Here is a 23518-nt window from a genome sequence, read left to right as displayed (position 1 = left end):
TTATTTATAACTTATAAAATTTATAGATTCACCATTGAATACCCCGATCGACTATCGATCGAGCTACAGAGGTTGCAGGACAATTTGCCTTGATTCATTGAGCGGATACTGGCAAACTAACTTTGCCAGTCAAGGGCTTTTTTGGGGACAACACATGGCGAGCCGTGCCGATCGCAAATGCCAGTCCGCTGTAAAAATAGAAAAGCCAGTGCCAAGGAATTGTTTTCAGCGCAAATACGAGACCGTGTTTTTGCTGAAAAAAGCTGTAAAGCGGTGCATTAATTGCTACCAGCGGTATTGCCAGCAAGCCAGCCAGTACCAGAAAGTTGAGCGACCAGCACGTCCCCACAACTGACAGCAGCATTGCATAAGTTAAAACTACACTGATCCGGTTCGAGACTTGCAAGTTGAGGTCATTATTCAATTGGCGATCGCGACAAATCAATTCTGTCCAAGGGAGCGCTCGGTAAAAAAAGTCAGCTTTCACCATCCCCATCGCTTCCCAGCGCTTTAAATGCTTCACCTGCAATGTTTTGCACAGCCGAATGTTATAACCGGCTCGTTTCAAACGGTAGCCGAGCTCAATATCTTCGATCGAAGCTCGGCGATAACTTTCATTAAAGCCACCCATCTGCAAAAAAATTTCCCGGCGAATCACTCCGCAAGCCCCCCAAAAAGTTGAAGCTTCTTCGTTACCAGTTTGGTGCACGTAGTGGTGCAGCAGGTTCCTGTACTGCGATAGAAAACCAGGATCTCCGGGGGAATCGTCATAGGAGCCGATCAAAGCAGCCAAGTAGGGATTATTTTTGAACACCGATTTGGCATAACCCACAGCCTCAGGACAAACAGCGACATCAGCATCCACAAAAAACAGAATATCTCCCTTCGCAGCTTGCGCTCCCAAATTTCTCGCTCGGGCCGGGCCGCCACATTCGGGAATTCTGATGACTTTTGCGCCGAATTCCTTGGCCAGACGCCAGGAACCGTCGCTTTCGCCATCTGCTACTACAATAATCTCGATCGGTCTCGGTACAGCTTGAGCCAGTTTTGACAAACAGGTGCGGAAGTAAGATCCCCCGTTGTGGACGGGGATAATCACGGATACAGTAGGATGTGCGGTATAATTCATCACCAAAATTGTTTAAATTACCTGACAAAAAAATGAGTTAATTTCAATGCTGCTACTTTACGAAGGGTAAAATCAGCTCTAATTTTTTGTTGATCACCCGATTTCTGTTTCTCTTCAACTAAATTTTTTTCTCGCATTGTAGACTGCATTTTTCCCCATTCATCCCTGTATTGTACGCCAAATCTGGCTGAGACTGACCTGATGCAGATAGCAGCTTTACAGAATCTTTATATATATGATTGTTTTTGTAAACCTTAGAAAAAGCCCCACCAGCCATTGTGTCTGACAGCGTTCCAGCCCACAAGACTTTGATTTTATAGTTAGTTTTTAGTATAAAATGCAACATATTCAATACGGAGACCAGCCGACTGTGAGGACTTGCCCCCGTACAGTTTCTTTGACACACCCGATCCGCCAATGACTCCTGCACCAAGTCTGTATCCCGACTACTGTGTCAATGCACATTTTATGAGTTTTGGCAAGAGATTTAAAATATACATCTTAAAATTTCCGACAGTGTGCGATCGACCTTAGGTCTTTGTTAAGATACCATTAAATCGGTGTCAGAGAGTCACAATTTTTACATAAAAAAGTTTTTATATCGCATGAACAACACCAAACACAATTTAAATCAGCCATTAATTTCAGTAATTATACCTGCTTACAATGCTGAGGAATTTATTGCGCAAACAATCGAGTCTGTGCTATCTCAAACTTATCAGAATATAGAAATTTTAGTTGTGGACGACGGCTCTACAGACACAACCGCTGAAATCATCAAATCCTTTGCTCAAAAAGATAGCCGAATTATTTTATTGCAGCAATCAAATGCCGGAGTCGCCGCCGCTCGCAACCTAGCAATTCAAAAATCCAAAGGCGAATATATTGCACCCATCGATGCCGACGATATTTGGTATCCGCAAAACCTAGAAAAACAAGTAAAATGCCTGACTGACTCAGCACCATCTGTTGGAGTTGTCTATTCCTGGTCAGTTGATATCAACGAACAAGACTTGCTCACAGGTGGATTTTACAACTCCACCATCGCAGGAGCAGTTTACACACCATTAGTTTATAAATATTTCATAGGCAATGCCAGCTCATCTCTAATTCGGCGCATTTGTTTCGAGAAAGTCGGCGGGTACAACTGTCAATTTAAACTAGAAAGCGCTCAAGGCTGCGAAGACTGGGAACTTTACCTCCGCATAGCCGAACATTATCAATTTAAAGTAGTGCCAGAATATTTAGTTGGCTACCGACAGATTGCCAGCAGTATGTCTGGCAACTATGCAGCAATGGCAAAATCTCACTCTTTAATTATGGCAGATGTCCGGCAGCGACATCCCGAAATTCCCAGCAGTATTTATCGCTGGTCTAGCAGCAGTTTTTACATTTACTTAGCATTCAGAAGCAACAGCAGTGGCAATTACCGGAGTACATTATCTTGGCTGTATCTAGCTTTCACAGAAGATTTTTTGATGGCACTATTGCATCACAATCTGTACTTACTGTCAATAGAAAGCATTTTGAAAATTATAGTTTCACCGCCAACCAAATCAGGCTTAAAATTAAAACAAACATCAGAATTGAATCAAGGGACGACACTTGCAACGATTGAGAAGCGGACGAAAGTTCACAGAATGCTGCCGTCGCAGGTATATGAAAAAATGCGATTGAATAGTTTAACAAGATAGGACTTATATAATCTCCGGTCATGATTCCTGTGGGGGCAGATTCACCAACCATTTATGAAACCCACAAACAATCTCATAAATCGGCCCCATCCCGCCATGATTTATACCAATATTTTACTTATATCATCTCCGGTCATGATTCCTGTAGGGGCGGGTTCACCAACCATTTATGAAACCCACAAACAATCTCATAAACCCGCCCTACTACGCGATTATTTACATCAACATTTTACCAATAAATTCACGGTACATTGTTATTGTTGGTGGGCGGGGGCGGGTTTATAAGATTATTCATTTTGCTCGGGAATTGTTGTGAACCCGCCCCTACGAATTTGGTTGATTATAATAACAACGTGTCCTAACACTGGCGACTGCTATGCCATCAGCTTTAAATGAAGTTAACCGATGTTATAGTGCTAGCACTTACGCCAGAAAGAACACCTAGCGACTCTCCTGTCAAGACATTTTTGATTAAAGCTCCCCGAGGATCTTGAGTTATCGTTAACTGATTGAAAGTTAATCCTCCTGTTAATCCGATCGCATCTTGACCGCTGGTAAAATCAGCAATTATATCGAATCCGCTATCGGGACTCAACACAAAAATGTCATTTCCCAAACCGCCGATTAAGCTATCATCGCCTAAATCTCCGGATAAGAAATCATTGCCCGTGCAACCAACGAGAGTATCATTCTCTTTGCCCCCGTAAATCGTATCGTTCCCTTCGCTGCCACAGATTAAATCCTGATGTCCGTTACCGCCAAGCAAGTCATCTCCAGCAGCGCCACATAAAGTATCGTTTCCTAACTTTCCGAAAATAGTATCATTGCCTTCACTGCCTTTAATTAAATTGTCTCCTTCGTCGCTGTCAGTAAAATCCGTGGGAAACTCAATTAGATCGCAAATGCAATCAGTATCAGCTACAGGTGCAGGCGTCGGAGTAGATACAGCTTCAGGCGTTGGAGTCGGTGCAGGTGCAGGCGTCCGAGTTGGAGTTGGCACAGGTGCAAGCGTCGGAGCAGATACCAGTTCAGGTGTAGGCGTCGGCACAGGTGCAGGCGTCGGAGCAGATACCAGTTCAGGTGTTGGAGTCGGTACAGGTGCAGGCGTCGGAGTCTGCACAGGTGCAGGGGTAGGCGTTGGTGCAGGTGCAGGCGTCGGGGTAGATACCAGTTCAGGTGTTGGAGCCGGCACGGGTGCAGGCGTCGGAGCCGGCACAGGTGCAGGGGTAGGCGTCGGTGCAGGGGTAGGCGTCTGCACCTGTAGCGACGTTGGAGTTGGTACAGGCTCGGGTACAGGCGTCGGTGCAGGGGTTGGAGTTGTTACATCCGGTGCAGGCGTCGGTACAGGCGTCGGTGCAGGGGTTGGGGTTATTAGAGGCTCGGGTGCAAGGGTCGGCTCAGGTGCAGGTGTAGGCGTCGGTGCAAGCGCAGGCGTCGGTGTCGGCGTTGGAGTAGAAGAGTTAGCGTTGTTGAGGAAGATGGAGATACTGCCGGTGTATTTCGCCACAGCTAAGTCTGGTTTTCCGTCGCCGTTGAAGTCGTTAATACCGACAGAGGAAGGGCTATTTCCCGTGGGTAAGTCAACTTTGGAGGCGAAGGTGGGAGTGGTCGCTCCGGTGGCGGTGGTGTTGAAGAGGATAGAGGCGCTGTCACCATTGGTCGCCAAAGCTAAGTCAGGTTTTCCGTCGCCGTTGAAGTCGCCGCGGTCTTGACCGTTGGGGTAACTCCCAGCTTGGAAGTCAACTTTAGGGGCGAAGGTAGGGGTAGTCGCTCCGGTGGCGGTGGTATTGAGCAGGATCGAGAGGCTGTTGCTGGTATCGCTGAAACTGGCAGTGTTCGTGACAGCGAAGTCTAGTTTCCCATCGCCGTTGAAGTCGCCGATGCTGACGGAGCCGGGGCTATTCCCAGTGTTGAAATCAACTTTGGGAGCGAAGGTGGGCGTGGTGGCTCCGGTGGCGGTGGTGTTGAGGAAGATGGAGGCGGTGTTATCGATTTGGTTCACGACAACTAAGTCAGGCTTCCCGTCACCGTTGAAGTCGCTGACGCCTTGAGCTGTGGGGGCACTACCAGTGTTGAAGTAAACAGCAGCGGCAAAGGTGGGGGTAGTGGCGTTGCTGGGAGTAGTGTTGAGCAGAATGGAGACGGTGTTGCTGCTGCTGCTGGGGGTCATGTTGCTGTCGAAGCTGACACCGTTCGTCACAGCTAAGTCAGGTTTCCCATCGCTGTTGAAGTCGCCGATGCTGACGTATCTACTGCCATCTCCAGTGTTGAAGTCAATTTTGGTGGCGAAGGTGGGGGTGGTAGCTCCGGTGGAGGTGGTGTTGATCAGGATGGAGGTGTTCTTGCTCCAGATGTTCGCCGTTGCTAAGTCAGGTTTCCCGTCGCCGTTAAAGTCACCGATGCTGACAGAGTTGGGGCCACTCCCAACGTTGAATTTAACATTGGTGGCAAAGCTGGGAGTGGTAGCTCCGGTGCCGGTGGTGTTGAGGAGAATGGAGGCCGTGTTATCGCCCATACCATTCACCGTTACTAAGTCAGGTTTACCGTCGCCGTTGAAGTCGCCGATGCCCAGAGCCTGAGGGAAATCCCCAGTGGTGAAGTCAACTTTGGGGGCGAAGCCCGCGATAGGAGTCGGTGCAGGTTGAGGCGTTGGAGTCGGCACGGGCGCGGGCGTTGGAGCGATCGATACTGGCGGTGGTACCTTGGTAAAGGCATTTCCCGTACCTGCGATAGTAGTGGATGCTTTCAATTCGTAAGATTTGTTGTTGCCAGAGTCAGCTATTTTTGGGTCTAGAGAAGAGGTATCAGTACCTTCTTGCCAGAGTGTAGGGAAAAACTCTGAATTATTTACCGACATGGTTATAATTGGTGGTTGAATGTTTGTAATTTTAGTGCGATCGCACTGTGCCCTTAGCAGGCTGTTCTATAAACTAGCATTATTTTAAAAACGAATTATAAATTAAGATAAAAATTTACTTATGCAATAAAGTTAATATAAAAAAGTTAAAAGTTAAATCTGAACTTCCTCCGAGAGTGACTGTTTGGAGAGCTAAATTGTTTACTATATAAGGGTTTGACGGATTTACCCGTATAGCCGAACGTGAGTTCGACGCTAGCCAAACACTATACAACTTAATTAAAAGTTGGTTCGCAAATTAAACAGCGTCGGGGGAGAAAACCAAAATTTTCTCCCCCGACGCATTCTATCACCCACATTCCCCACCTTTAACTGTCACAATCGGTTTTTACTTATTTTTATCGAGCAATCAAGCTATAAATTATACTTTTATGCCGAAGATTAACGGATACAATTTTGGTGAAAGGCATAATTTATTACTTGAAAAATCGATTTCTCTGGGTAAATTATACTGTGTGACACTAAGCGGGTGCGGAATGTGGGCTACAAACTAATTACGTCAAACTGCGTATTTTTACAAAAGACTCAAAATCCGTACCCTCAATCTAAGCGTGAGAAGCCGTAGGAGTTTTAGCTTGTGGTTGCTTACCATCCGGCGCAATAGACTCCCCTTCAATAAACGATCGCAACATCCAAGCCATTTGCTCGTGCTGTTCCATCAAACCAGTCAAAAAGTCAGCCGTTCCGTCATCCTTAAACTCTTCACCGCACTGTTCAACGTGTAGGCGGAGATTGCGAATAACCAGTTCGTGGTCGTCAACTAAACGCGATACCATCTCAGTCGCCAAAGGCAAATCGCCGATATGTTCTTTAATTGAAGCATACTTCAGAAAACCTTCAGCAGTACCGATTGGGTAGCCGCCCAAAGCTCTTACCCGTTCCGCCAAAGCATCAATATTCTCAGTCAAGGCCTGGTAGTGTTCTTCCCACAACTGGTGGAGCGATCGAAACTGCGGGCCAACTACATCCCAGTGATACTTTTTGGTTTTGATTAACAGCAGATAAGCATCTGACAGGTCGTGATTCAACAGTTCGATCACGCCTGCACGTTGCTCTTCAGATAGACCTATGTTTAACTTACGCATTGAAACTGTTCCTTCAACTCTAACTTTGCATTTATTAGAACAAATTTCCCCAGCCACTTACATCAACCCAGAGGACGATCGCACTTTCCGCAAATTGCTGCGTCTCAGGTTAAAGTAATCACAATATAGATACCCTTAGATAGATGCGATGAAACTTTTTGTTCCGGGCCGCCTGTGTTTGTTTGGCGAACACAGCGATTGGGCCGCCGGTTATCGCCCGCTGAATCCCGCTGTAGAAAAAGGCTGCACTCTGATAGCGAGTACAAATCAAGGGATTTATGCCGAAGTTAACCAACATCCCACACACTTGATTTTGCGGGCTGCTTTAAATGACGGCACAAAAATAGAAGCTGCACTCCCGATGGCAAAAAATGCTCTGCTTGCTGAGGCAGAAACAGGAACTTTTTTCAGTTATGCAGCCGGTGTGGCGTATCAATTTCTCTCGCAATGCGGCGTGGGAGGACTGGAAATTGACAATTATTTAACAGATTTGCCAATTCAGAAAGGCTTGTCTTCAAGTGCCGCAATTTGTGTCTTAGTAGCCAGGGCTTTCAATCGCTTATACGATTTAAAAATAAACATCCGGGCTGAAATGGAAATGGCTTATCTAGGCGAGACTGCCACACCTTCGCGTTGCGGCCGCATGGATCAGGGTTGCGCCTATGGAAATCGCCCGATTGTGATGATTTTTGACGGCAATCAAATGGATGTTGTTGAGCTAAAAGTTGCCCGAGATTTGTTTTTTGTCATCGTAGATTTGGGCGCCAGCAAAAACACTCAACAAATTCTGGCAAGTCTCAATCAGGCCTATCCGTTTGCTGCCAATGAAGTTCAAGCAAACGTGCAGCAATATCTCGGTGCGATTAGTTATAAAATTACCCAAGATGCAGCCGCAGCTTTGCAGCAGGGAGATGCGGCAAAACTCGGCGAGTTGATGAGAGTTTCCCAGAGGGAATTTGACAAGCATTTAATCCCCGCTTGTCCAGGGCAATTAACGGCTCCCGTATTGCACGAAATCCTGAACTATCAACCGATTCAGCCTTATATTTTGGGTGGCAAGGGAGTAGGTTCTCAGGGAGACGGCACGGCGCAATTTATCGTGAAAGATGAGGATAGCCAGCAGCAAGTTATTGATATTATAAGCAGCGATTTCCCCCATATGGAATGTTTGAAACTGACAATCAGTATAGAAAAGCATACAACTATAGACAAGTTTGATATCAATTCCGGCTGCGCAGGAATGATATAATTTCAAGTGTTGTAGGGGCGGGTTCGCCTTGATATTTGCCAGTATCTACAAATTATATAAACCCGCCCCGCCCCTACGACAATTCCGTAGTTACCGGATTTGATATGAAACCTTTAGGTGATAATTCATTACCAATTCTTCAATCTAAAATCTAAAATCTAAAATCTAAAATCCTATGACTGTTAGTTCTCAGTACAGCGTCCGCAAAGCCGTGATTCCAGCCGCCGGTTTCGGCACTCGGATGTTTCCGGCAACTCTGGCGGTGAAGAAGGAATTTTTGCCAATTATCGATCGCGACGGCCGCGCTAAACCGATAATTTTGGCAATTGTGGAAGAAGCTTTGAGCGCGGGCATCGCAGAAGTTGCTATAGTTGTGCAAAAGGGATCTCGCACTTTTTTTGAAGATTTCTTTAAAACTGGGCCGTCTCCCGAACTTTTCCAAAAACTGTCTCAGCAAAATCAGGAATACAGCCAATATTTACAAGAGTTGGGACAGCACGTGACAATTCTGACTCAGGATATCCCAGAAGGATTCGGTCACGCTGTATTCTGTGCTAGAGAATGGACGAACAACGAGCCTTTTCTCTTGCTTTTGGGCGACCACATTTATTCGTCGTCCACAGAAATCTCTTGCGCGCGCCAGCTATTGGAGATTTACTCGCAAGTGCAGCACAGCGTCATTGGTTTGAGGGTAACACCCTCTGATGTAATTCATCACTACGGCTGTGCGGCGGGAGTTTGGCACGAACAAGATGCTATTTTGTCGGTGACGCAAGTTTACGAAAAGCCGGATATCGAGTATGCGCGGCAGCATTTAAGCGTAGAAGGCTTGGGAGAGGATTTATTTTTGTCAATGTTTGGGATGTATGTCCTCGATCCTAAAATCTTTGATTATTTGGCAGAACATATTAATGCCAATTTTCGAGAAAAAGGTGAATTTCAGTTAACGTCGTGTTTGGATAAGTTGCGGGAGTTCGAGGGAATGGCTGGTTATGTGGTGCGAGGGCGGTGTTTTGACACGGGATTGCCGGAGGTTTACCGGCAGACTCTGATTGATTTTCCCATATCTCGCGGGGCGATCGGCTAATCAACCTCCTGAGGTACGTAGTTGCGCTTCAGCGCTCTTTCATATATAGAACCCATTTGACATCTTTAATTTTTTGGGTTGGGTGACGAGAAATATAGAGAGAAACCGGTTTCTGAGATTTACGCAAGGGCCGAGAAACCGGGTTTCTACGAGTTTTTGGGTTGGGTGACGAGAAATATAGAGAGAAACCCGGTTTCTGAGATTTACGCAAAATAGATCTCAAATGGGTTCTATAAAGAGCGCTGAAGCGCAACTACGTACCTGGAGCGCTGCCTCATCAGCTACATTCCTTGTTTTTCCGTTGTTAACCGCCCCAAAATCAGGTTAAATGTAACGAAATATTACAAGATGACGCTAAAGCAGCATAGAGGCTTGACAGCAAAGAATTAAGCGGCTAATCTAATATACATACCCGGGTAAGTCAATTCACTGATATGCAAGAAAAGCAAAAAGTTACACTGTATCTTCCACCTGAACTGCATCGCCAGCTCAAAATCAAAGCCGCAGTAGAAACAGAACCGATGTCATCAATTGCAGAAAGGGCAATTGTCTTCTACCTAGGAAACCCCGAACTGGTTGACGAAGTAGAAGCCTCCTACGGACAAACCCACCGGGTGTACACTTGTCCAGAATGCACGGGTTCTGTAGTAATGCGAGATGGAGAACTGGCATCCGTAACAAGTCAGCCGAGCGTATTGGCTGAGCAGGATCTTCCAGTAAAGCAAGTGTCGGGCGTCAGCGCCAGCACAGCCCAACCGGGAGAGGAAGAATTGGTTCCCTGCTAAGAATGCCTTGCTTGCTCAAAAAGCCGTAACTGGAAATCTCATTCAGTAATGGGCTAATGGCAGCATTGAGATTCAGCAAAGATAGCACCGTCTCTAGTGGGTCGAGGAATATGCAAGAAGAGATAAGTATCCTAATCCAAGCTCAATATCCTCTGATCTACCTCGTGACATCCGAGGAAGAGCGGTGTGAGCAAGCAATTTCGACAATAGCTCAAGCGAAACCACAGCGACGAGTATTTATCTGGACTGTAACTCACGGCATTGTGGAGTACGGTCAACCCCGCACCACTACCCAGCACAATACCGTCTCCCCAGAGGCAGCAATTGAATGGGTGATCCGGCAGCGAGAACCCAATAGCAACGCTAGTATCTACATTTTCAAAGATTTACATCCTTTTATCGATTCTCCTCCGGTAACGCGGTGGTTGCGCGATGCGATCGCCAACTTCAAAGGAACGCAAAAGACGATAATACTGATGTCTCCTTTGCAGCAAATCCCGATCGAGCTAGAAAAGGAAGTAGTGGTAATAGACTTCGCGCTTCCAGACATGAAGGAACTAAACCAAGTATTGTCTGGCCAGTTGGAGCAAACCAAATCGCGACGGATTACCACGGAAGGGCGAGAAAAACTTTTAAAAGCAGCCTTGGGATTGACTAAGGATGAAGCGGAAAAAGTTTATCGCAAAGCCCAAGTTTCCACAGGGCGCTTAACCGAAGAAGAAGTAGACATAGTTCTGTCGGAGAAAAAGCAATTAATTCGACGCAACGGCATTCTAGAGTTCATTGAAGAAGACGAAACCCTGGATGCAGTCGGCGGGTTAGAAGAGCTGAAGCGGTGGCTCAAGCAGCGTTCCAATGCCTTTACAGAACGAGCGAGAGAATACGGCTTGCCCCAACCAAAAGGGATGTTAATTCTCGGCGTACCGGGATGCGGAAAATCGCTGATTGCCAAGACTACCTCCCGCCTTTGGGGACTGCCCCTGCTGCGCTTAGATATGGGTAGAGTCTACGACGGCTCGATGGTAGGTCGATCGGAAGCCAACCTCCGCAACGCCCTCAAAACCGCAGAATCCATCTCCCCAGCCATCCTCTTTATTGACGAACTAGACAAAGCCTTTGCAGGAGGCACTGGTTCGGCCGACTCAGACGGAGGCACCTCCAGCCGGATTTTCGGTTCGTTCCTCACTTGGATGCAAGAAAAGACTTCCCCAGTCTTCGTAATGGCAACAGCCAACCGCATCGAGCGGTTGCCGGGGGAATTCTTGAGGAAAGGTCGATTCGACGAACTCTTCTTTGTTGACCTGCCAACTAAAGAAGAACGCCAAGATATATTCAAAATTCACCTGTCAAAACGGCGTCGGGAAATTTCTCGCTTCGATTTAGAGCAACTTTCCAATGTTTCCGACGGCTTTTCAGGAGCAGAAATTGAGCAAGGGCTAGTAGCAGCCATGTACGAGGCCTTCGCTCAAGATAGAGAGTTTACGCAGTTAGATATCATCGCGGCCATTAAATCTACATTGCCACTGTCTAAAACCATGACCGAACAGGTCAGCGCCCTCCGAGATTGGGCGAGACAGCGCGCACGGCCCGCTGCGTCTTCCGTCGCTGAATACCAGCGAATGGAATTCTAAAAGCTTTCTCCTGGTCCAAACAGGAGCAAAGGCTAGCAACAGCTAGCAGTTCGATTGAAGAGCCGCCCAGCGGCACCGTTAAATCCAGACCGTTGTTGTTTCTCTCTCAGTTTTATTAGGAGGAAATCCAATGTCTCACTTTAGCACTCTGCGTACCAAAATCACTGATGCCGAAATCCTGAAAGCTTCTCTACGTGACTTGGGCATTTCAGTCAAGTCAGAAGCTGATGTTCGTGGCTATAATGGTCAGCGCGTTCGCTCCGACATCGTGGCGACTCTGGAAGGCGAATATGACCTGGGTTGGTCTCGCAATAGCGACGGTTCCTTTGATCTGATTGCAGACCTCTGGGGCGTCGCCAAAAAGCACAATCAAACTGAGTTAATTAACTCCATCAACCAGAAGTACGCTGTTAACAAAACTTTGGCAGCAGTCAAGCAGCGCGGTTTGCAAAACGCCAACGTTAAGCTGGTAGTCCAAAATTAATCGCTTTGCGTGTTTCTAAGCTTGCGGGTTAACCACATACGGGTTAACCCGTTTTTAGTTGGGATATAGCGACTTTAACTTTAGATTAAATGTGTTCACTCGCCCTTAATTAAGCCGGATTAGTTTTTACAAGTTCTTCCAAGCACTGAGCTAAAGTTTGTGCACTTCGGTCGTGGCTAAATTTGGCGATGATTTTTTTCCTAGATTCCTGACTGAGGCTCAAAGCAAGCTCGGGATTTTGGAGTATATTGGCGATCGCATCTGCTAATTGCTCGGGGGCTTCAGGTTCTACAAGTAGCCCATCAATCCCGTCATCTACAAGCTCCTTTACTCCTCCTGAGCCTGTAACTACTACAGGCATCTCCATTGCCATCGCTTCCATGATGGCGACACCTAGAGGTTCGTGCAAACTGGCAAGGGCAAATACGTGTGCTTTTTCGAGGGACTCATTGACGATATCTTCAGACACCGCACCGAGAAGGCTAACACAATTTTTCAAGCTAAGCTGTTCGATCAGCTTTTCTAACTCCTGACGGTAGCCACTGCCACCCTGTTCGTCTTCTCCTGCAATTTGCAGATTAGCATTAAATCCTCGTTTTCTGAGTATATCGATCGCAACAATCAAATCCGCATGACCTTTACATCTGTTGAGACGCCCGCAACTAAAAATGTGGCAAGCATCACTTCCATTCCACGCTGAGTATGCTGTTTTTCTGTGGAAACGCGAGAGTTCAACCCCCATAGGAGCTATTTCAATCTTGTGAGGAAGATGACCAGCAAGACAGTTGTTCACTTCGTCATAAAGCTTTTTAGTGATGACTATTGCAAAAGTAGAAAAGTGCCATTTTTGTTCTTGGTTAGGGCCGTAGTCAGTTAGAGGGCCGTGCAGCGTCAGGCTATAGGATACTTTTGAGAGTAATGAGGCGAACATCGCTATATTGGCAGAATCAGCACAGGAATGAACGTGGATGTGCGACCAACTTTTTGTTCTTGCTAACCCTACGAGTTTGCCAGCAACCAAAACCAATGCCAATAGTCGAACCTTTTCAGATAAGGATGTATCTTTTGCTTTGGAAATAACTGCGAGGCACTGCCACCAGGCAGCGGGACCAGCTTTGAGAACCTCTATGAATGAGTTAATAAAATCTTTCGCAGTCAAGGGAAATAGATAAACAGTATTTTTTTTAGCTTCTTCTGCCCATACGTGAGAAGTGATAGCTCTGGGGGGCAGTTGAGTTGATACCAAATCTGTTTCAATTCCAAGTTCTGCAAGAAATTGTCGCTCCCGCCAAAAAAAAATGTGTGTTTGTCCTGGAAATTGTGGAAGAAAGTATCCAATTTTTGCCTTCATCACGCACCTGCTTTCTAATTTTTAACCCAAGGATATTTATCTATGCCGATACACGAACACCTTTCTCAGCAAGCATTTTTTCGTAAATCTCGACGATTTTTCCTGCCTTGTTATCCCATTCAAAGTCTTTGGCTCTGTCGATAGACTTGGCTGACATACTTTCCCGCAGACGATCGTCTTCGACCAAAATTTGAATTTTTTTTGTTAATTCTTGGGTAAGATACTCTCTAGAATTTGGCTCGATCTTAAAACCTGTTTCTTCAGTTACGTATTCTCCAATACCGCCGTTGTTTGCTACAATACAGGGCAGTCCGCAAGCCATAGCTTCGATTACCACTGCTCCGCCAAACTCTCGGATCGAAGGGAAACAAAAAATATCTGCTTTCCTGTAATAATCGCGAGTTTCCTGTTGATTTACCCATCCGGCAAAGCTGACTATTTCGCCTAAATTAAGTTCCTGCACTCTGTTTTCCAAGCTACTTCTTTCTGAACCGTCTCCCACTATAGTTAAGCGTATTTTACTTTGAATTACAGGGTCTAATTTTCCAAGAGACTCTATAACAACATCGGGGCATTTATAGGGAACTAATCTGCCCACAAAAAGTAAATTTATCTTGTCGCCTGCTTTTTTGGCTGGTTTTGCAGGCATTAAAAAATCCTGGGAAATCCCATTTTCGTAAAACAGCTCTATTCTTCGATCGGGGATAGCAAACAATTTTTTTAGCAAATTCAAGGTATATGTTGAACCTGCCAATACTTTGTCTGCTTTCTTGTAAGTTTCTACGTAGCCCGGTACTAACGCTCGACCCACAGCTCTCAAAAAGTTTAAATAAGCAAATTCCTGTCTAGCTACTTCTTGAAAACCGGGAGGAAAGGGAACGCCTCCATTCACGGGGCCCAAAAGAAAAGGAGTTTGCTTGCACGCCTTGACTGCTTTGACAGGATATCTAGGCATCATCGGAGTTAGAGCGTGAACTAAATCGTAATCTCCTCTCTGGATTTGCTCTTGGAATTGCTGATAAACTTTGTGATTGAATTCTGCATATATCGGGTAGCCGAGAGTATTAGCTAAAGGCCAGTTATTGCGACCTTTTAGTGTCATGCTTGCCATCAGAGGGTAGTATTTTTTTGTTAACTGACTCTCCTTTATATAAAAAACATTATTATACTGATTGAGTCTTTCCAGGGCTTCTTTATTTCTAATGTGGGTAACTAGCGTTGCATCTACAAGCTTGTTAATTGCTTGAAAATATTTGTATCCTTCCAAAGGTACAGATGCCATTTCTGGATTGCACTGCTCTATAATTAGCAATATTTTTAATTTTTTTTGTATCATTTGTTTGCTACTTTTGAATGTAGGTTAATTTGAGTATAGCAGAGGTGTTGAAAAACAGCAAGTCCGCTGCATTTAAGACCAATTCTCATTAACTATTTAACTATGTGTTAATTTGGTTAGCGGTCTTATATTCGATCAACTTGCTGCGCTGCCCTAGCAATCGGCGCAGGTGAAACTGAATTTGACCCTGTAGCTGAGGAAATTTGGCTATTACACAAGACAGGGCATACACGGCAGCGTTTTTAGCTGTGAAATTCGGCTGCTTTGCATAATAGTTATAGGTGCGATAGGTTGCCAAAAGGTAAGCGCTGCACGCTAACAGGCTCCAGCCTTTTGTCGGCCATGCCATGGACAATGCTAGCACTGGTAAGACTAATCCCCAAAACCAGGTGCTTCGGGTTTCTTTGACCCAATGGCGCTCCGGTTCGCTTCCGTGCATCCAGGCGCCCTCGGCATAGGCGTGACCCGCTCTTTGAGCGCGCTTCCACCACTGAGCGAAACTGGTCATTTGGGCGTCGTGTAGGGTCATTTCTGCGTCTAAGCGAAGGATTTTCCAGCCTTTTTGGCGCAACCGCAAGCACAGTTCGGGTTCTTCGCCAGCTATTAAAGCGGGATTGAAACCTTCGACTTGCTCAAATGCGGTGGCGCGCATCATGGAATCGCCACCGCAGGCTTTGGTTTCGCCGATCGGGGTATCCCATTCGATGTCGCATAATTGGTTGTAGATAGTAGCTTCGGGGTACCTTTCGCGCCGGCGGCCGCACACCGCAGCTACATCGGGGCTGGCTGTGAGTTCGCTGTGCGCGCGATCGATCCATCCCTCAACCACTTCGCAGTCGCCATCCACAAATTGGACAAATTCGATGTCGGGTGATAGTTCCAGCAGGCGAGCAAAGCCTACATTCCTGGCGCGAGCTGCGGTAAACGGTGTAGACAAGTCGAGTTCCACTACATCGACTCCTAGGGAAGAAGCTAACTCAACGCTGCCGTCTGTGGAGCCGGAATCGACGTAGACGACGCGGGCAACTTTGCCACTGGCCCAGACTAGGCACTGGCGGAGCCGCTGCCCTTCATTTCGTCCGATCGCCACTAATCCAATTTGTTTCAAGTCTTACCTCTTGAATTCCACCAAGCTGTTCTTTTAATATTTTAGTAACAATCAAGTTAATTTCACAAGATCTTTATGTCAAAACTTTCAGCCCAGGGATGTAGTGGGGGTGAAAGGGCCTTGAGCTTATTATATATTAAGTTATGTCAATAGTTGGGCCAGTTTTTTAACACCCCTGTAAGCTTTACAGGGTTCGCCCTGCCATTTTTAAGGCATTTTTTGAAAGTTAGCACTCTTACTTAACGCCAGAAAAAATAGTCCACAAGTAAGCCCGCCTGGGTTTGGGGTACTCGATTAGCGCCCCCTACAGTCCGAAGTATGTTAATGTCACATCTACCGTTTTGAATTCAGCAGAGTCAACCATGCTAAATTTGAGTTCTTTGTTCACAATTTACTGTAGCGGTCAAGGAATCAGCCATATATTCTTGTCACTTTGCTCTTAGTGGGATTACCCAGACGTTAAAACCCGGATGGTTGTTCCCAATTGCCCGCCATCAGATCGCGGGTATAATATTGTTGAAAGCGTACCCCGATATTTGAAATGGCTCTACTACAGGGTCGGAGATACAGCGCAATCTTCTGCTGAAAAGCGTTTTCTGAGGGATCTCAATGATTTTGATGCAGTTTACTTGTTCCCTCCCACTTCACTGGAAACTTTTAGAAAGGTAAAGCAGCAGGGGAAAAAAAGTTTTTTTGAGCGTATTAACTGCTCTACTAAAAAGGCAAAAATTATTCTTGACGATGCTTACGGTCGCTTGGGCATCGCTCCCCAACATGGAATTACAGATGCGATGATTCAGCAAGAAGATGAAGAAATGAGCTTGGCTGATTTCATTTTTTGTCCGAGTCCGGAGGTCAAAAAATCATTTCTCGAAATAGGAGTTCCCGAAGACAAACTGATCTCAACCAGTTACGGGTGGTGTCCCAAGCGCTTCCCGAATATTTCGCCCAAAAAACAGCCGTCAGACACCGTTACTGTGGTCTTTGTGGGCAGCGTCTGCGTCAGAAAAGGAGCTCACTTGCTCTTGCAAGCTTGGGAAAAAGCCGGCCTTAAAGGCAGACTGCTGCTTTGCGGAAGGATAGAGCCTGCAATTGCCGAAATTTGCAGCGATATTTTAGGACGCTCTGATGTAATTCATATAGATTACACTACCAATGTTGGCGCGGTCTATTGCGAAGCTGACATTTTTGCCTTTCCGAGTCTGGAAGAAGGCAGCCCGCTGGTTACCTATGAAGCTATGGCTCACGGGTTGCCAGTTCTCACCTCACCTATGGGAGCGGGCGGAATTGTCCGGGACGGCACAGATGGGATCGTTGCAGACCCCTACGACTCTGAGGCTCTGGTTGAAAGTTTGCGAAAGCTTGCTTTGTCGCCGGAGTTAAGAGCACAGATGGGTTATAGTGCTCGCCAGCAAGCCGAGGAATTTACCTGGGAAAAAGTAGCACGCCGCCGGAAAGATTTGGTGCAGGAAAAATTGAAAGTTTAGGAAATAGGAGAATTCTCTGAAAGAATCCTTGCTCTGCAACTTCCTTTTTCCTGCCAATATTTCTCGTCGGGGTGGATTTTCAGGCTTAGGGTTTTTTTTCGATAATTTTTGCGGGTATTCCGACTGCGGTTGCGCCCGGTGGTACGTCGCAAATCACCACAGCATTGGCACCTATCAAAGCACGATCGCCGATCGTTACGGAGCGAATAATTTTTGCTCCGGCGCCGATATCGACGTGACCGCCAATTTTGACCTTAGCAACAATTGTTACCTGTTGAAAAATCAGACAGTTCGGGCCAATAGATGCCTCTGGATGAATGACAACGCCATTAGGATGAGGCAAAATCACTCCCCCTCCTATCTGGCAGTTCAAGGGGATGTCAGTTCCAGTTACAACGCTCCAGAATAGATGCTGGATTATGTTCAACCGGGATAAAAAATACCCTAAAATTCCACCTTGCTGCTGCCATTTTTGATAGTTGCGGATAGATTTTAGCAGTTGGCGACTGGGGTCCCACCACTTGCTAAGTTGTTCGCGGCTCCAATCTGGCTCTGTGGAAGAAATGACAGGTGTAGTTATTGATTGAACCATTCTTTGTGCAAGAGAACAGATAAGATATACTGATAATCATGTAACCCTGGAATATAAGTATATCTTACCGGGTTGGTGGTTGACAATATTTTTGGAAATTCTCTAGGAATCGTATTTGAGTTGTAAGGTTTTTGTAGGTTGCCAGGTTTTTCTGGTAAGCACGGGGGCACTAAGCCTACAAATTATTCACAATTAATACAGGATTGCTAGATGGTCAACTTATAATTATTTAGTTAACCGAGTTGATGTCTACAAACAAGCAGTAGCGATCGCACCCTTTGTGCAACTATAACAATTGCAATAGAACTCGACGATTTCGTAACAGCATCTATCACTATAGAGGTGGTATATCTCTAGTTTATTTAAGTCTCAGAAGAGACCGGTCAGTTTTTCGGGCACTAATTTAAGGATTGTTTTCGACTGGGCGAGATTTGATAATTTTGGCAGGGATGCCAACGGCAGTTTGACCAGCAGGAATGTCTGATAAAACGACAGCATTTGCACCGATATTTACGTCGTCTCCCAGGTGGACTTTGCCGAGAATTTTTGCTCCGGCGCCGACGTTCACCCGATCGCCCAATTGAGGGGATTCTAGGGGTTTTTCTAAGTAGCGGTTCCCCAGGGTGACGCCTTGGCGGATAATGCAGTCGTCACCAAGAGTGCAGCATCCGTGAACGATTATACAGCCTTCATGTTCAATCACGACGCGGCGGCCGAGCTTTACTGTGTACGGCAAATCTATGCCGTAGGTGTTGCGGACTTTTCGGTAGAGCGATCGATATAGAATGCTCAAGGGGGCCCGCAGCAGTTTTGGTTCTACCTGCATTCTCCAGACACCGAATCTTTGAACTGCTACGGCGCGAAATCCCGGTTTTGTCCAATCGCGACCGTGAGCAATCCAGTCTTCTTTAATCTGCTGCCACAATCCCAGTGCAGGGGTTTCTACTTGAGTTTCACTTGCTATTAAGTTTGGCTGCGTTACCATAAGCTGTACTCAACACTCTGTCTTGTTTAAGTTGTTATTAGATGCCCCAGATCTTAAGCTGTTTCTCGGGTTTTTCAGGGAGGAGCCACCCGCTTTCTTCACTCTAAAATACCAATTGCTGGGGTGAATCAGGCAATGTTTGGTTGGCCCGGATTAACCTGGTTTCTCAGGCTTTGATTTATTTACAAACAGCATTTAAAAGTTTTTGGAATCTTCAATCTTACCTCCCTTAAAAAATACACTATTCATGACAAAATCGGTGAGCATTTTTGGTGGATCGCCGTCTGCCTTACCTTGAAGTACGCGGCGGAACCTCCAGGCTGCAAAGCCTGAAGCCCAGGATACATCAGTTAATGCTGTGTAAACCAAGCCGTAGTTTTTGATAAAGTACCGGCGCCGGGAATCAAACCAATACTGTGGCAGTCGCTTATGGGGCTTTTTGGTGTCAGTAACACCTGAGCTTTGACCTACTAGGTGAACCACGCGACTTTCAGGTACGTACCAGCAACTCCAGCCGGCTTTGTTCGCTTGCAGACAAAAGTCCATTTCTTCGCAGTACATGAAATAAGCTTCATCCATCAAGCCAATCTTTTCAAATACTTCGCGACGGACGATCATGCTGGCTCCAGCTACCCAATCAGTTTGACAGATTTCTTGGGAAATAGGAGGCGCTGCGGTCCAGTTTGCCAATAACTTGGAGAGCAAGCCCGTCCGCCAACCAAAATCTAGTTCGGTCAAGAGATTGTGAAACCGAAAAGCTGACTCCTGCGGCGTGCCGTCGGGGTCTTCCAAGCGGCTGCCTGCGATGCCGGCGTCGGGATGAGTCTCCATGAAATCGACGAGGGCTTTCATGGCTCCGGGGCGCACTACGGTGTCTGGGTTGAGCAGCAGGAAGTAAGGGGGAGGATTGGTGGATTGCAGGACAGGACGGATCAGGGCGTTGTTGCCGAAGGCAAATCCGCCGTTGCGGTCTAGGGGAACGAAGGATGCCCATTCGCTCCAGCCTTCTGCTGCGATCGCGGCTGCTATTTGTTCGCTAGAATTGTCGCCTGATGCGTTGTCGGCAACTGCAACTCGCATACCGGGGAGCGATCGAACTTCGCTAACTAGAGAGTGCAAGCAGTCAATGGTTAAACCAGGGGTTCGGTAGTTGACAATGACGACAAGTAGTGGATACGGATGATTCGACGGGCTGGCATTGGACATAAGTGCGATCGTCTGTTTAACAATTTTTAGCTCAACTTGTCTCGATTTGGCAAGGTAGAGCGATCGCCAGTTGAGGCATCGCCTACTGTTTTGATAGTTTGGACATATTTTACAAAAGCGGCTACTATTTTTAATCTCTACTCTTGAAAAGCCTACTTTACTGTTAATAAAAACCCTGATAATGCCCCACAAAAATTCCGGAAAAGCTTGTTACATAAGGGTAAGGGGTGTGAGTCTTGTTGGATGTGTCTATTTATTTCTGATTATTTCTGATTATTTCTGATAAAAATGTGACACTCGCAATTGTATAAGCTGGAGTTCCATTTCGGGGTCGTAGGCTCCCTCGCGACTGTTAATTAAATCTGCCCACGGTAGGCTTTGAGTTTCAGTTTGCAATTTTTCCACCAAGTCTGCGACGCGGCCGATGGGTTTAGCGGGAACACCGGCAACTATATCGCCTTCTGCGACATCTTTGGTGACGACGGCACCGGCGGCGACGATCGCATTGGGGCCGATGGTGACGTTGCGGAGGACGATCGAGTTGTAGCCGATAAATACGTTGTCACGGATGTCTATTTTGCCCACAGCATCTAGTTTGACGTTGTAGGCTTGATTGAGCATGGCGACCGCTCCGTCGTGGCCGATCGGGATACAGGTGGAAAAGTGGACGTTGTTGCCGATGCGGACGTAGGAGGGGTCTGTAAACACCGTGCTTGGCAGGATCGTGCAATTTTCGCCGATCGAGTGCAGGTTGCCGTGGAGGCGGAGAAATTCGGTGTATTCCTCGGAACTAGGGTCGCATAATTGGACGTAGAGGCTTCGGAACTTGCCGTAGCGCATGGCTAAGTGGCGAAGGATTTTCTCAAAGGTTGATTTAATCATTTTCCCGAGCCTTGATAGATTTAAGCCTATTGGTAGACATACAAACCGCTGTTATGCCAGGAGGTAGATCTGACAAGATGACAGCGTTGGCACCAATGTTCGTGTCCTCTCCGAAAGTGATGCCGCCGATAATTTTACCACCATTGCTCAGGCGTTGATTCGATCGCCCAATTGATACCCTTCTGGGCCGCGATCGAGAGTGCAATTGCCCAAGCTTACCTATTGGCGGATCGTGCAGTTGTGGCCAACTAATAACAGTCAACTATCCTCGGGCCTTGATGTTCAGCAACTAGGTAGCGGACGAGTTTCACAGTGTTGGGCAAGTCTACGGTGTAGGTGTTGCGACTCTCTAGCTGCTGTTGCTGGCGATCGCCAGCATTCTAGTAGAGATCGAGCGAAACTAGGTTTTTGCTTGAGCAGGACACTGGTTTCAGATTTTTCGCGAAATGTCTATTGTTAAACTGAGCATTTTTTTTCCTAAATACAACTATCATACAAATTGTACTAACATCTAGCAGTTCGCCGTCTGATTGATAGTGTTTATTTTTTTCTCTTATACCGACCAGTTTGTGAGTGAAACAAACACGATTATTTGATAATTGGATAGCCCCATTTACTTGTTTAGTGTTCGTGCTTAAAGTCGATATTGCCTGTAGGCTTGACTTGCGGCTCGGTGCAGCAACGAATGTCGGTAAACTAACCCCTTCGTGTCATCGGAATAGCCTCCGCCAATCACGCAGGCAACGGGATAACCACCAGCCAAACACGCCATCAAAACTTGCATTTCCCGGCGAAATAGACCCGTATCAGTCAAAGCTAATTTTCCCAGTTTGTCGCCCTGATGGGGGTCTACTCCGGCATCGTACAAAACTAAATCTGGCTTGACATTTGACAGCAAGTCTGGTAAGAATATATCTAATGTTTGTAAATATTCGTCGTCCTCCATACCGACAGGCAAAGGTACATCTAAATCGCTCTTTTGTTTAGTGCCGGGAAAATTTACTTCGCAGTGCATCGAAAAAGTAAAAACGCTGCTGTCATCTTGGAAAATTACCGCTGTTCCGTCTCCTTGGTGCACGTCTAAATCGATAATTAAAACTTTGCGAACTAAACCAATTTTTTGCAAGACGCGACAGGCGATCGCCAAATCATTGAAAATACAAAAACCAGACCCAAAATTAGGGAAGGCGTGGTGAGTTCCGCCCGCAGTATTGCAAGCCAAACCGCACTCTAAAGCGAGCTTGGCAGTTAGTACCGTCCCAGCAACCGCAGTGCAAGTGCGGTTAGCAAGGGCCAGACTCCAAGGCAGACCAATTCGCCGCTGAGCTTTGGCATCCAGCGTTCCGTTGCAGTAAGCTTGAACGTAGCTGCGGTCGTGGACTAATTCAATCCATTCTTGAGGGGGAAGTTCGGGAGCGTGAAATTGCGATTTATCTGCTACCCCCTCCCCGAGCAGCATCTGGTAAAGCATCCGGAACTTTGCCATCGGGAAGCGGTGTTCCGGCGGCAGGGGTGCAACGTAATCTTCGTGGTAGATAATTGGTAAGTCCATGCCGATGATTGTAGAACGATCGAATTTCCCATTGAATGCCTGAAATCTCAAATTTAAATTCGCTGGAGAACTTTTATATGCAACTAAAAACAGTCTGGCAGTCCGGCAGCAACGACCCCGAAAATTCTAACAACCTCGATAATATCAGTCAGTGGTGGCGAAACCTCAACGGTAAAGAAATTAGCTGGGTAGAGCGACTGATTCCGCAAATCGGCGGGTTGAACGAAATTCACTGGCAGCCCCAGCGTTTTGACGAAACATTTGTGATAGTCAATCCCCAAATTCGCGAAGATACTCTCTATTGGTACAAACCCGATTCTCCTCTCGAACGCAATAACACAGTTGACAAACTAGAACTCGACAACCTGCAACAGCAATTGTACCTCTATCCTCAGTTGGAATCCGAACTGGTAATTCGCGTAGGGATTCCCGAAGTTAAATATCAAACACTTGAATTGAAGAATCCAGAAATTGCTTGGGCAGAAGATAATACTCTGTTGCTGTGGGAGGCTGACCAAGAACTTGAAATTAAAATCTCCCTCAGCCCTGAAAATATTGCTAAACTTAAGGAATTGCTGGCTTAGGAAAGACGGAGAAAAGAGTTGATACGGCGGGCAGTGGGTGCGGGCCAGTCAATCTATACTGTTACTTGCCTGTCTCGGTGGTGGATTTAAATTGTAGATTTCGAGAATTCATCAAAAATCGTCAAATCCGATCCCCATCGGCCCCTCAATCACAACAGACCATATTTCTAGCGCAACAGCCTATGAATATCTTAAAACTTAGGCGCGGGTGCATCTAAAGTGTTTTTTTTCAAGCGTTTGCTTCGTTGTAGCCCGGACAAGATTAAAAAACCAGGTTTTTTCGCGTCGGGTTGCGATCGCGCCTGTATCTCTGCTAAAACCTTTTTAAGGTGGCATTAAAATGTCAAGAAGCTTGCGTCATCCTCCTGGGAGTG

21 protein-coding genes are annotated in these 23518 nt (G+C 46.4%); 9 read left to right on the top strand and 12 right to left on the bottom strand.

Going from position 1 to position 23518, the window contains the following annotated elements:
* Positions 1 to 94: 94 nt before the first annotated feature.
* Together QUB64_RS03030 and QUB64_RS03025 are read right to left on the bottom strand one after the other, a co-directional pair.
* Complete coding sequence (locus QUB64_RS03030; protein ID WP_333266353.1) at positions 95 to 1129, bottom strand: glycosyltransferase; 1035 nt, start codon at positions 1127 to 1129, stop codon at positions 95 to 97.
* A gap of 118 nt (positions 1130 to 1247) precedes the next feature.
* The gene (locus tag QUB64_RS03025) at positions 1248 to 1475 is read right to left on the bottom strand and encodes a hypothetical protein (protein ID WP_333266352.1); all 228 of its coding nucleotides are present in this window, start codon (positions 1473 to 1475) and stop codon (positions 1248 to 1250) included.
* A gap of 259 nt (positions 1476 to 1734) precedes the next feature.
* Between QUB64_RS03025 and QUB64_RS03020 the strand changes: the two genes are divergently transcribed.
* The gene (locus tag QUB64_RS03020) at positions 1735 to 2823 is read left to right on the top strand and encodes a glycosyltransferase family 2 protein (RefSeq protein WP_333266350.1); all 1089 of its coding nucleotides are present in this window, start codon (positions 1735 to 1737) and stop codon (positions 2821 to 2823) included.
* A gap of 388 nt (positions 2824 to 3211) precedes the next feature.
* Here the strand turns inward: QUB64_RS03020 and QUB64_RS03015 are convergent, their stop codons facing one another.
* A complete protein-coding gene (locus QUB64_RS03015; RefSeq protein ID WP_333266347.1) occupies positions 3212 to 5680 on the bottom strand; it encodes an FG-GAP-like repeat-containing protein in 2469 nt (822 codons plus the stop codon).
* Between the two features lie 605 nt (positions 5681 to 6285).
* Positions 6286 to 6825 (bottom strand): Dps family protein, encoded by a 540-nt coding sequence (locus tag QUB64_RS03010; RefSeq protein ID WP_333266345.1) that lies wholly within the window; start codon positions 6823 to 6825, stop codon positions 6286 to 6288.
* Between QUB64_RS03010 and QUB64_RS03005 the strand changes: the two genes are divergently transcribed.
* From QUB64_RS03005 to QUB64_RS02980, 6 genes are all read left to right on the top strand, one after another.
* Positions 6809 to 6943, top strand: coding sequence for a hypothetical protein (locus tag QUB64_RS03005; protein ID WP_333266344.1), 135 nt, complete (start codon positions 6809 to 6811; stop codon positions 6941 to 6943). The genes QUB64_RS03010 and QUB64_RS03005 overlap by 17 nt on opposite strands.
* 30 nt (positions 6944 to 6973) lie before the next feature.
* On the top strand, positions 6974 to 8074 hold the full coding sequence (locus QUB64_RS03000) for a GHMP family kinase ATP-binding protein (RefSeq protein ID WP_333266342.1): 1101 nt from the start codon (positions 6974 to 6976) through the stop codon (positions 8072 to 8074).
* A gap of 175 nt (positions 8075 to 8249) precedes the next feature.
* Complete coding sequence (locus QUB64_RS02995; RefSeq protein WP_333266340.1) at positions 8250 to 9161, top strand: UTP--glucose-1-phosphate uridylyltransferase; 912 nt, start codon at positions 8250 to 8252, stop codon at positions 9159 to 9161.
* 434 nt (positions 9162 to 9595) lie between these two features.
* On the top strand, positions 9596 to 9946 hold the full coding sequence (locus tag QUB64_RS02990) for a hypothetical protein (RefSeq protein ID WP_293186657.1): 351 nt from the start codon (positions 9596 to 9598) through the stop codon (positions 9944 to 9946).
* Between the two features lie 110 nt (positions 9947 to 10056).
* On the top strand, positions 10057 to 11577 hold the full coding sequence (gene ycf46, locus QUB64_RS02985) for a stress-responsive protein Ycf46 (RefSeq protein WP_333266338.1): 1521 nt from the start codon (positions 10057 to 10059) through the stop codon (positions 11575 to 11577).
* 130 nt (positions 11578 to 11707) lie between these two features.
* A complete protein-coding gene (locus QUB64_RS02980; RefSeq protein WP_096832348.1) occupies positions 11708 to 12061 on the top strand; it encodes a DUF1257 domain-containing protein in 354 nt (117 codons plus the stop codon).
* Positions 12062 to 12170: 109 nt separating this feature from the next.
* Here QUB64_RS02980 and epsE read toward each other — a convergent pair whose 3' ends face one another.
* The 3 genes from epsE to QUB64_RS02965 form a co-directional block, all read right to left on the bottom strand.
* Positions 12171 to 13412, bottom strand: coding sequence for an exopolysaccharide biosynthesis GT4 family glycosyltransferase EpsE (gene epsE / locus QUB64_RS02975; RefSeq protein ID WP_333266335.1), 1242 nt, complete (start codon positions 13410 to 13412; stop codon positions 12171 to 12173).
* A 40-nt stretch (positions 13413 to 13452) separates the two neighbouring features.
* A complete protein-coding gene (locus QUB64_RS02970) occupies positions 13453 to 14748 on the bottom strand; it encodes a glycosyltransferase family 4 protein (protein ID WP_333266333.1) in 1296 nt (431 codons plus the stop codon).
* Between the two features lie 100 nt (positions 14749 to 14848).
* On the bottom strand, positions 14849 to 15856 hold the full coding sequence (locus tag QUB64_RS02965) for a glycosyltransferase family 2 protein (RefSeq protein WP_333266331.1): 1008 nt from the start codon (positions 15854 to 15856) through the stop codon (positions 14849 to 14851).
* 470 nt (positions 15857 to 16326) lie between these two features.
* On the opposite strand from QUB64_RS02965, the gene QUB64_RS02960 reads away from it, so the two are divergent.
* The gene (locus QUB64_RS02960) at positions 16327 to 17343 is read left to right on the top strand and encodes a glycosyltransferase family 4 protein (protein ID WP_333266329.1); all 1017 of its coding nucleotides are present in this window, start codon (positions 16327 to 16329) and stop codon (positions 17341 to 17343) included.
* Between the two features lie 85 nt (positions 17344 to 17428).
* Here the strand turns inward: QUB64_RS02960 and QUB64_RS02955 are convergent, their stop codons facing one another.
* The 5 genes from QUB64_RS02955 to QUB64_RS02935 all read right to left on the bottom strand — a co-directional run bounded on the left by QUB64_RS02955 (position 17429) and on the right by QUB64_RS02935 (position 22560).
* Positions 17429 to 17935, bottom strand: a complete 507-nt coding sequence (locus QUB64_RS02955; RefSeq protein ID WP_333266327.1) for a serine O-acetyltransferase — start codon at positions 17933 to 17935, stop codon at positions 17429 to 17431.
* Positions 17936 to 18338: 403 nt separating this feature from the next.
* Positions 18339 to 18920 carry a serine O-acetyltransferase gene (locus tag QUB64_RS02950; protein WP_333266325.1) on the bottom strand — a complete coding sequence of 194 codons (582 nt, stop codon included), beginning with the start codon at positions 18918 to 18920 and terminating at the stop codon, positions 18339 to 18341.
* Between the two features lie 195 nt (positions 18921 to 19115).
* Complete coding sequence (locus QUB64_RS02945) at positions 19116 to 20126, bottom strand: glycosyltransferase family 2 protein (protein ID WP_333266324.1); 1011 nt, start codon at positions 20124 to 20126, stop codon at positions 19116 to 19118.
* A gap of 273 nt (positions 20127 to 20399) precedes the next feature.
* Positions 20400 to 21008, bottom strand: coding sequence for an acyltransferase (locus tag QUB64_RS02940; RefSeq protein WP_333266322.1), 609 nt, complete (start codon positions 21006 to 21008; stop codon positions 20400 to 20402).
* A gap of 634 nt (positions 21009 to 21642) precedes the next feature.
* The gene (locus QUB64_RS02935; RefSeq protein ID WP_333266409.1) at positions 21643 to 22560 is read right to left on the bottom strand and encodes a histone deacetylase family protein; all 918 of its coding nucleotides are present in this window, start codon (positions 22558 to 22560) and stop codon (positions 21643 to 21645) included.
* Between the two features lie 77 nt (positions 22561 to 22637).
* Between QUB64_RS02935 and QUB64_RS02930 the strand changes: the two genes are divergently transcribed.
* Entirely contained in the window at positions 22638 to 23144 is a 507-nt protein-coding gene (locus QUB64_RS02930) for a hypothetical protein (protein ID WP_333266320.1), read from the top strand.
* The last annotated feature ends 374 nt before the right edge of the window (positions 23145 to 23518 follow it).

Origin of the sequence: Microcoleus sp. Aus8_D2, from assembly GCF_036702665.1 — a bacterium.
Taxonomy (GTDB): Bacteria; Cyanobacteriota; Cyanobacteriia; order Cyanobacteriales; family Microcoleaceae; genus Microcoleus.
Note: the sequence above shows the minus strand (reverse complement) of the source record. Positions and strands in the feature narration are given on the sequence as shown.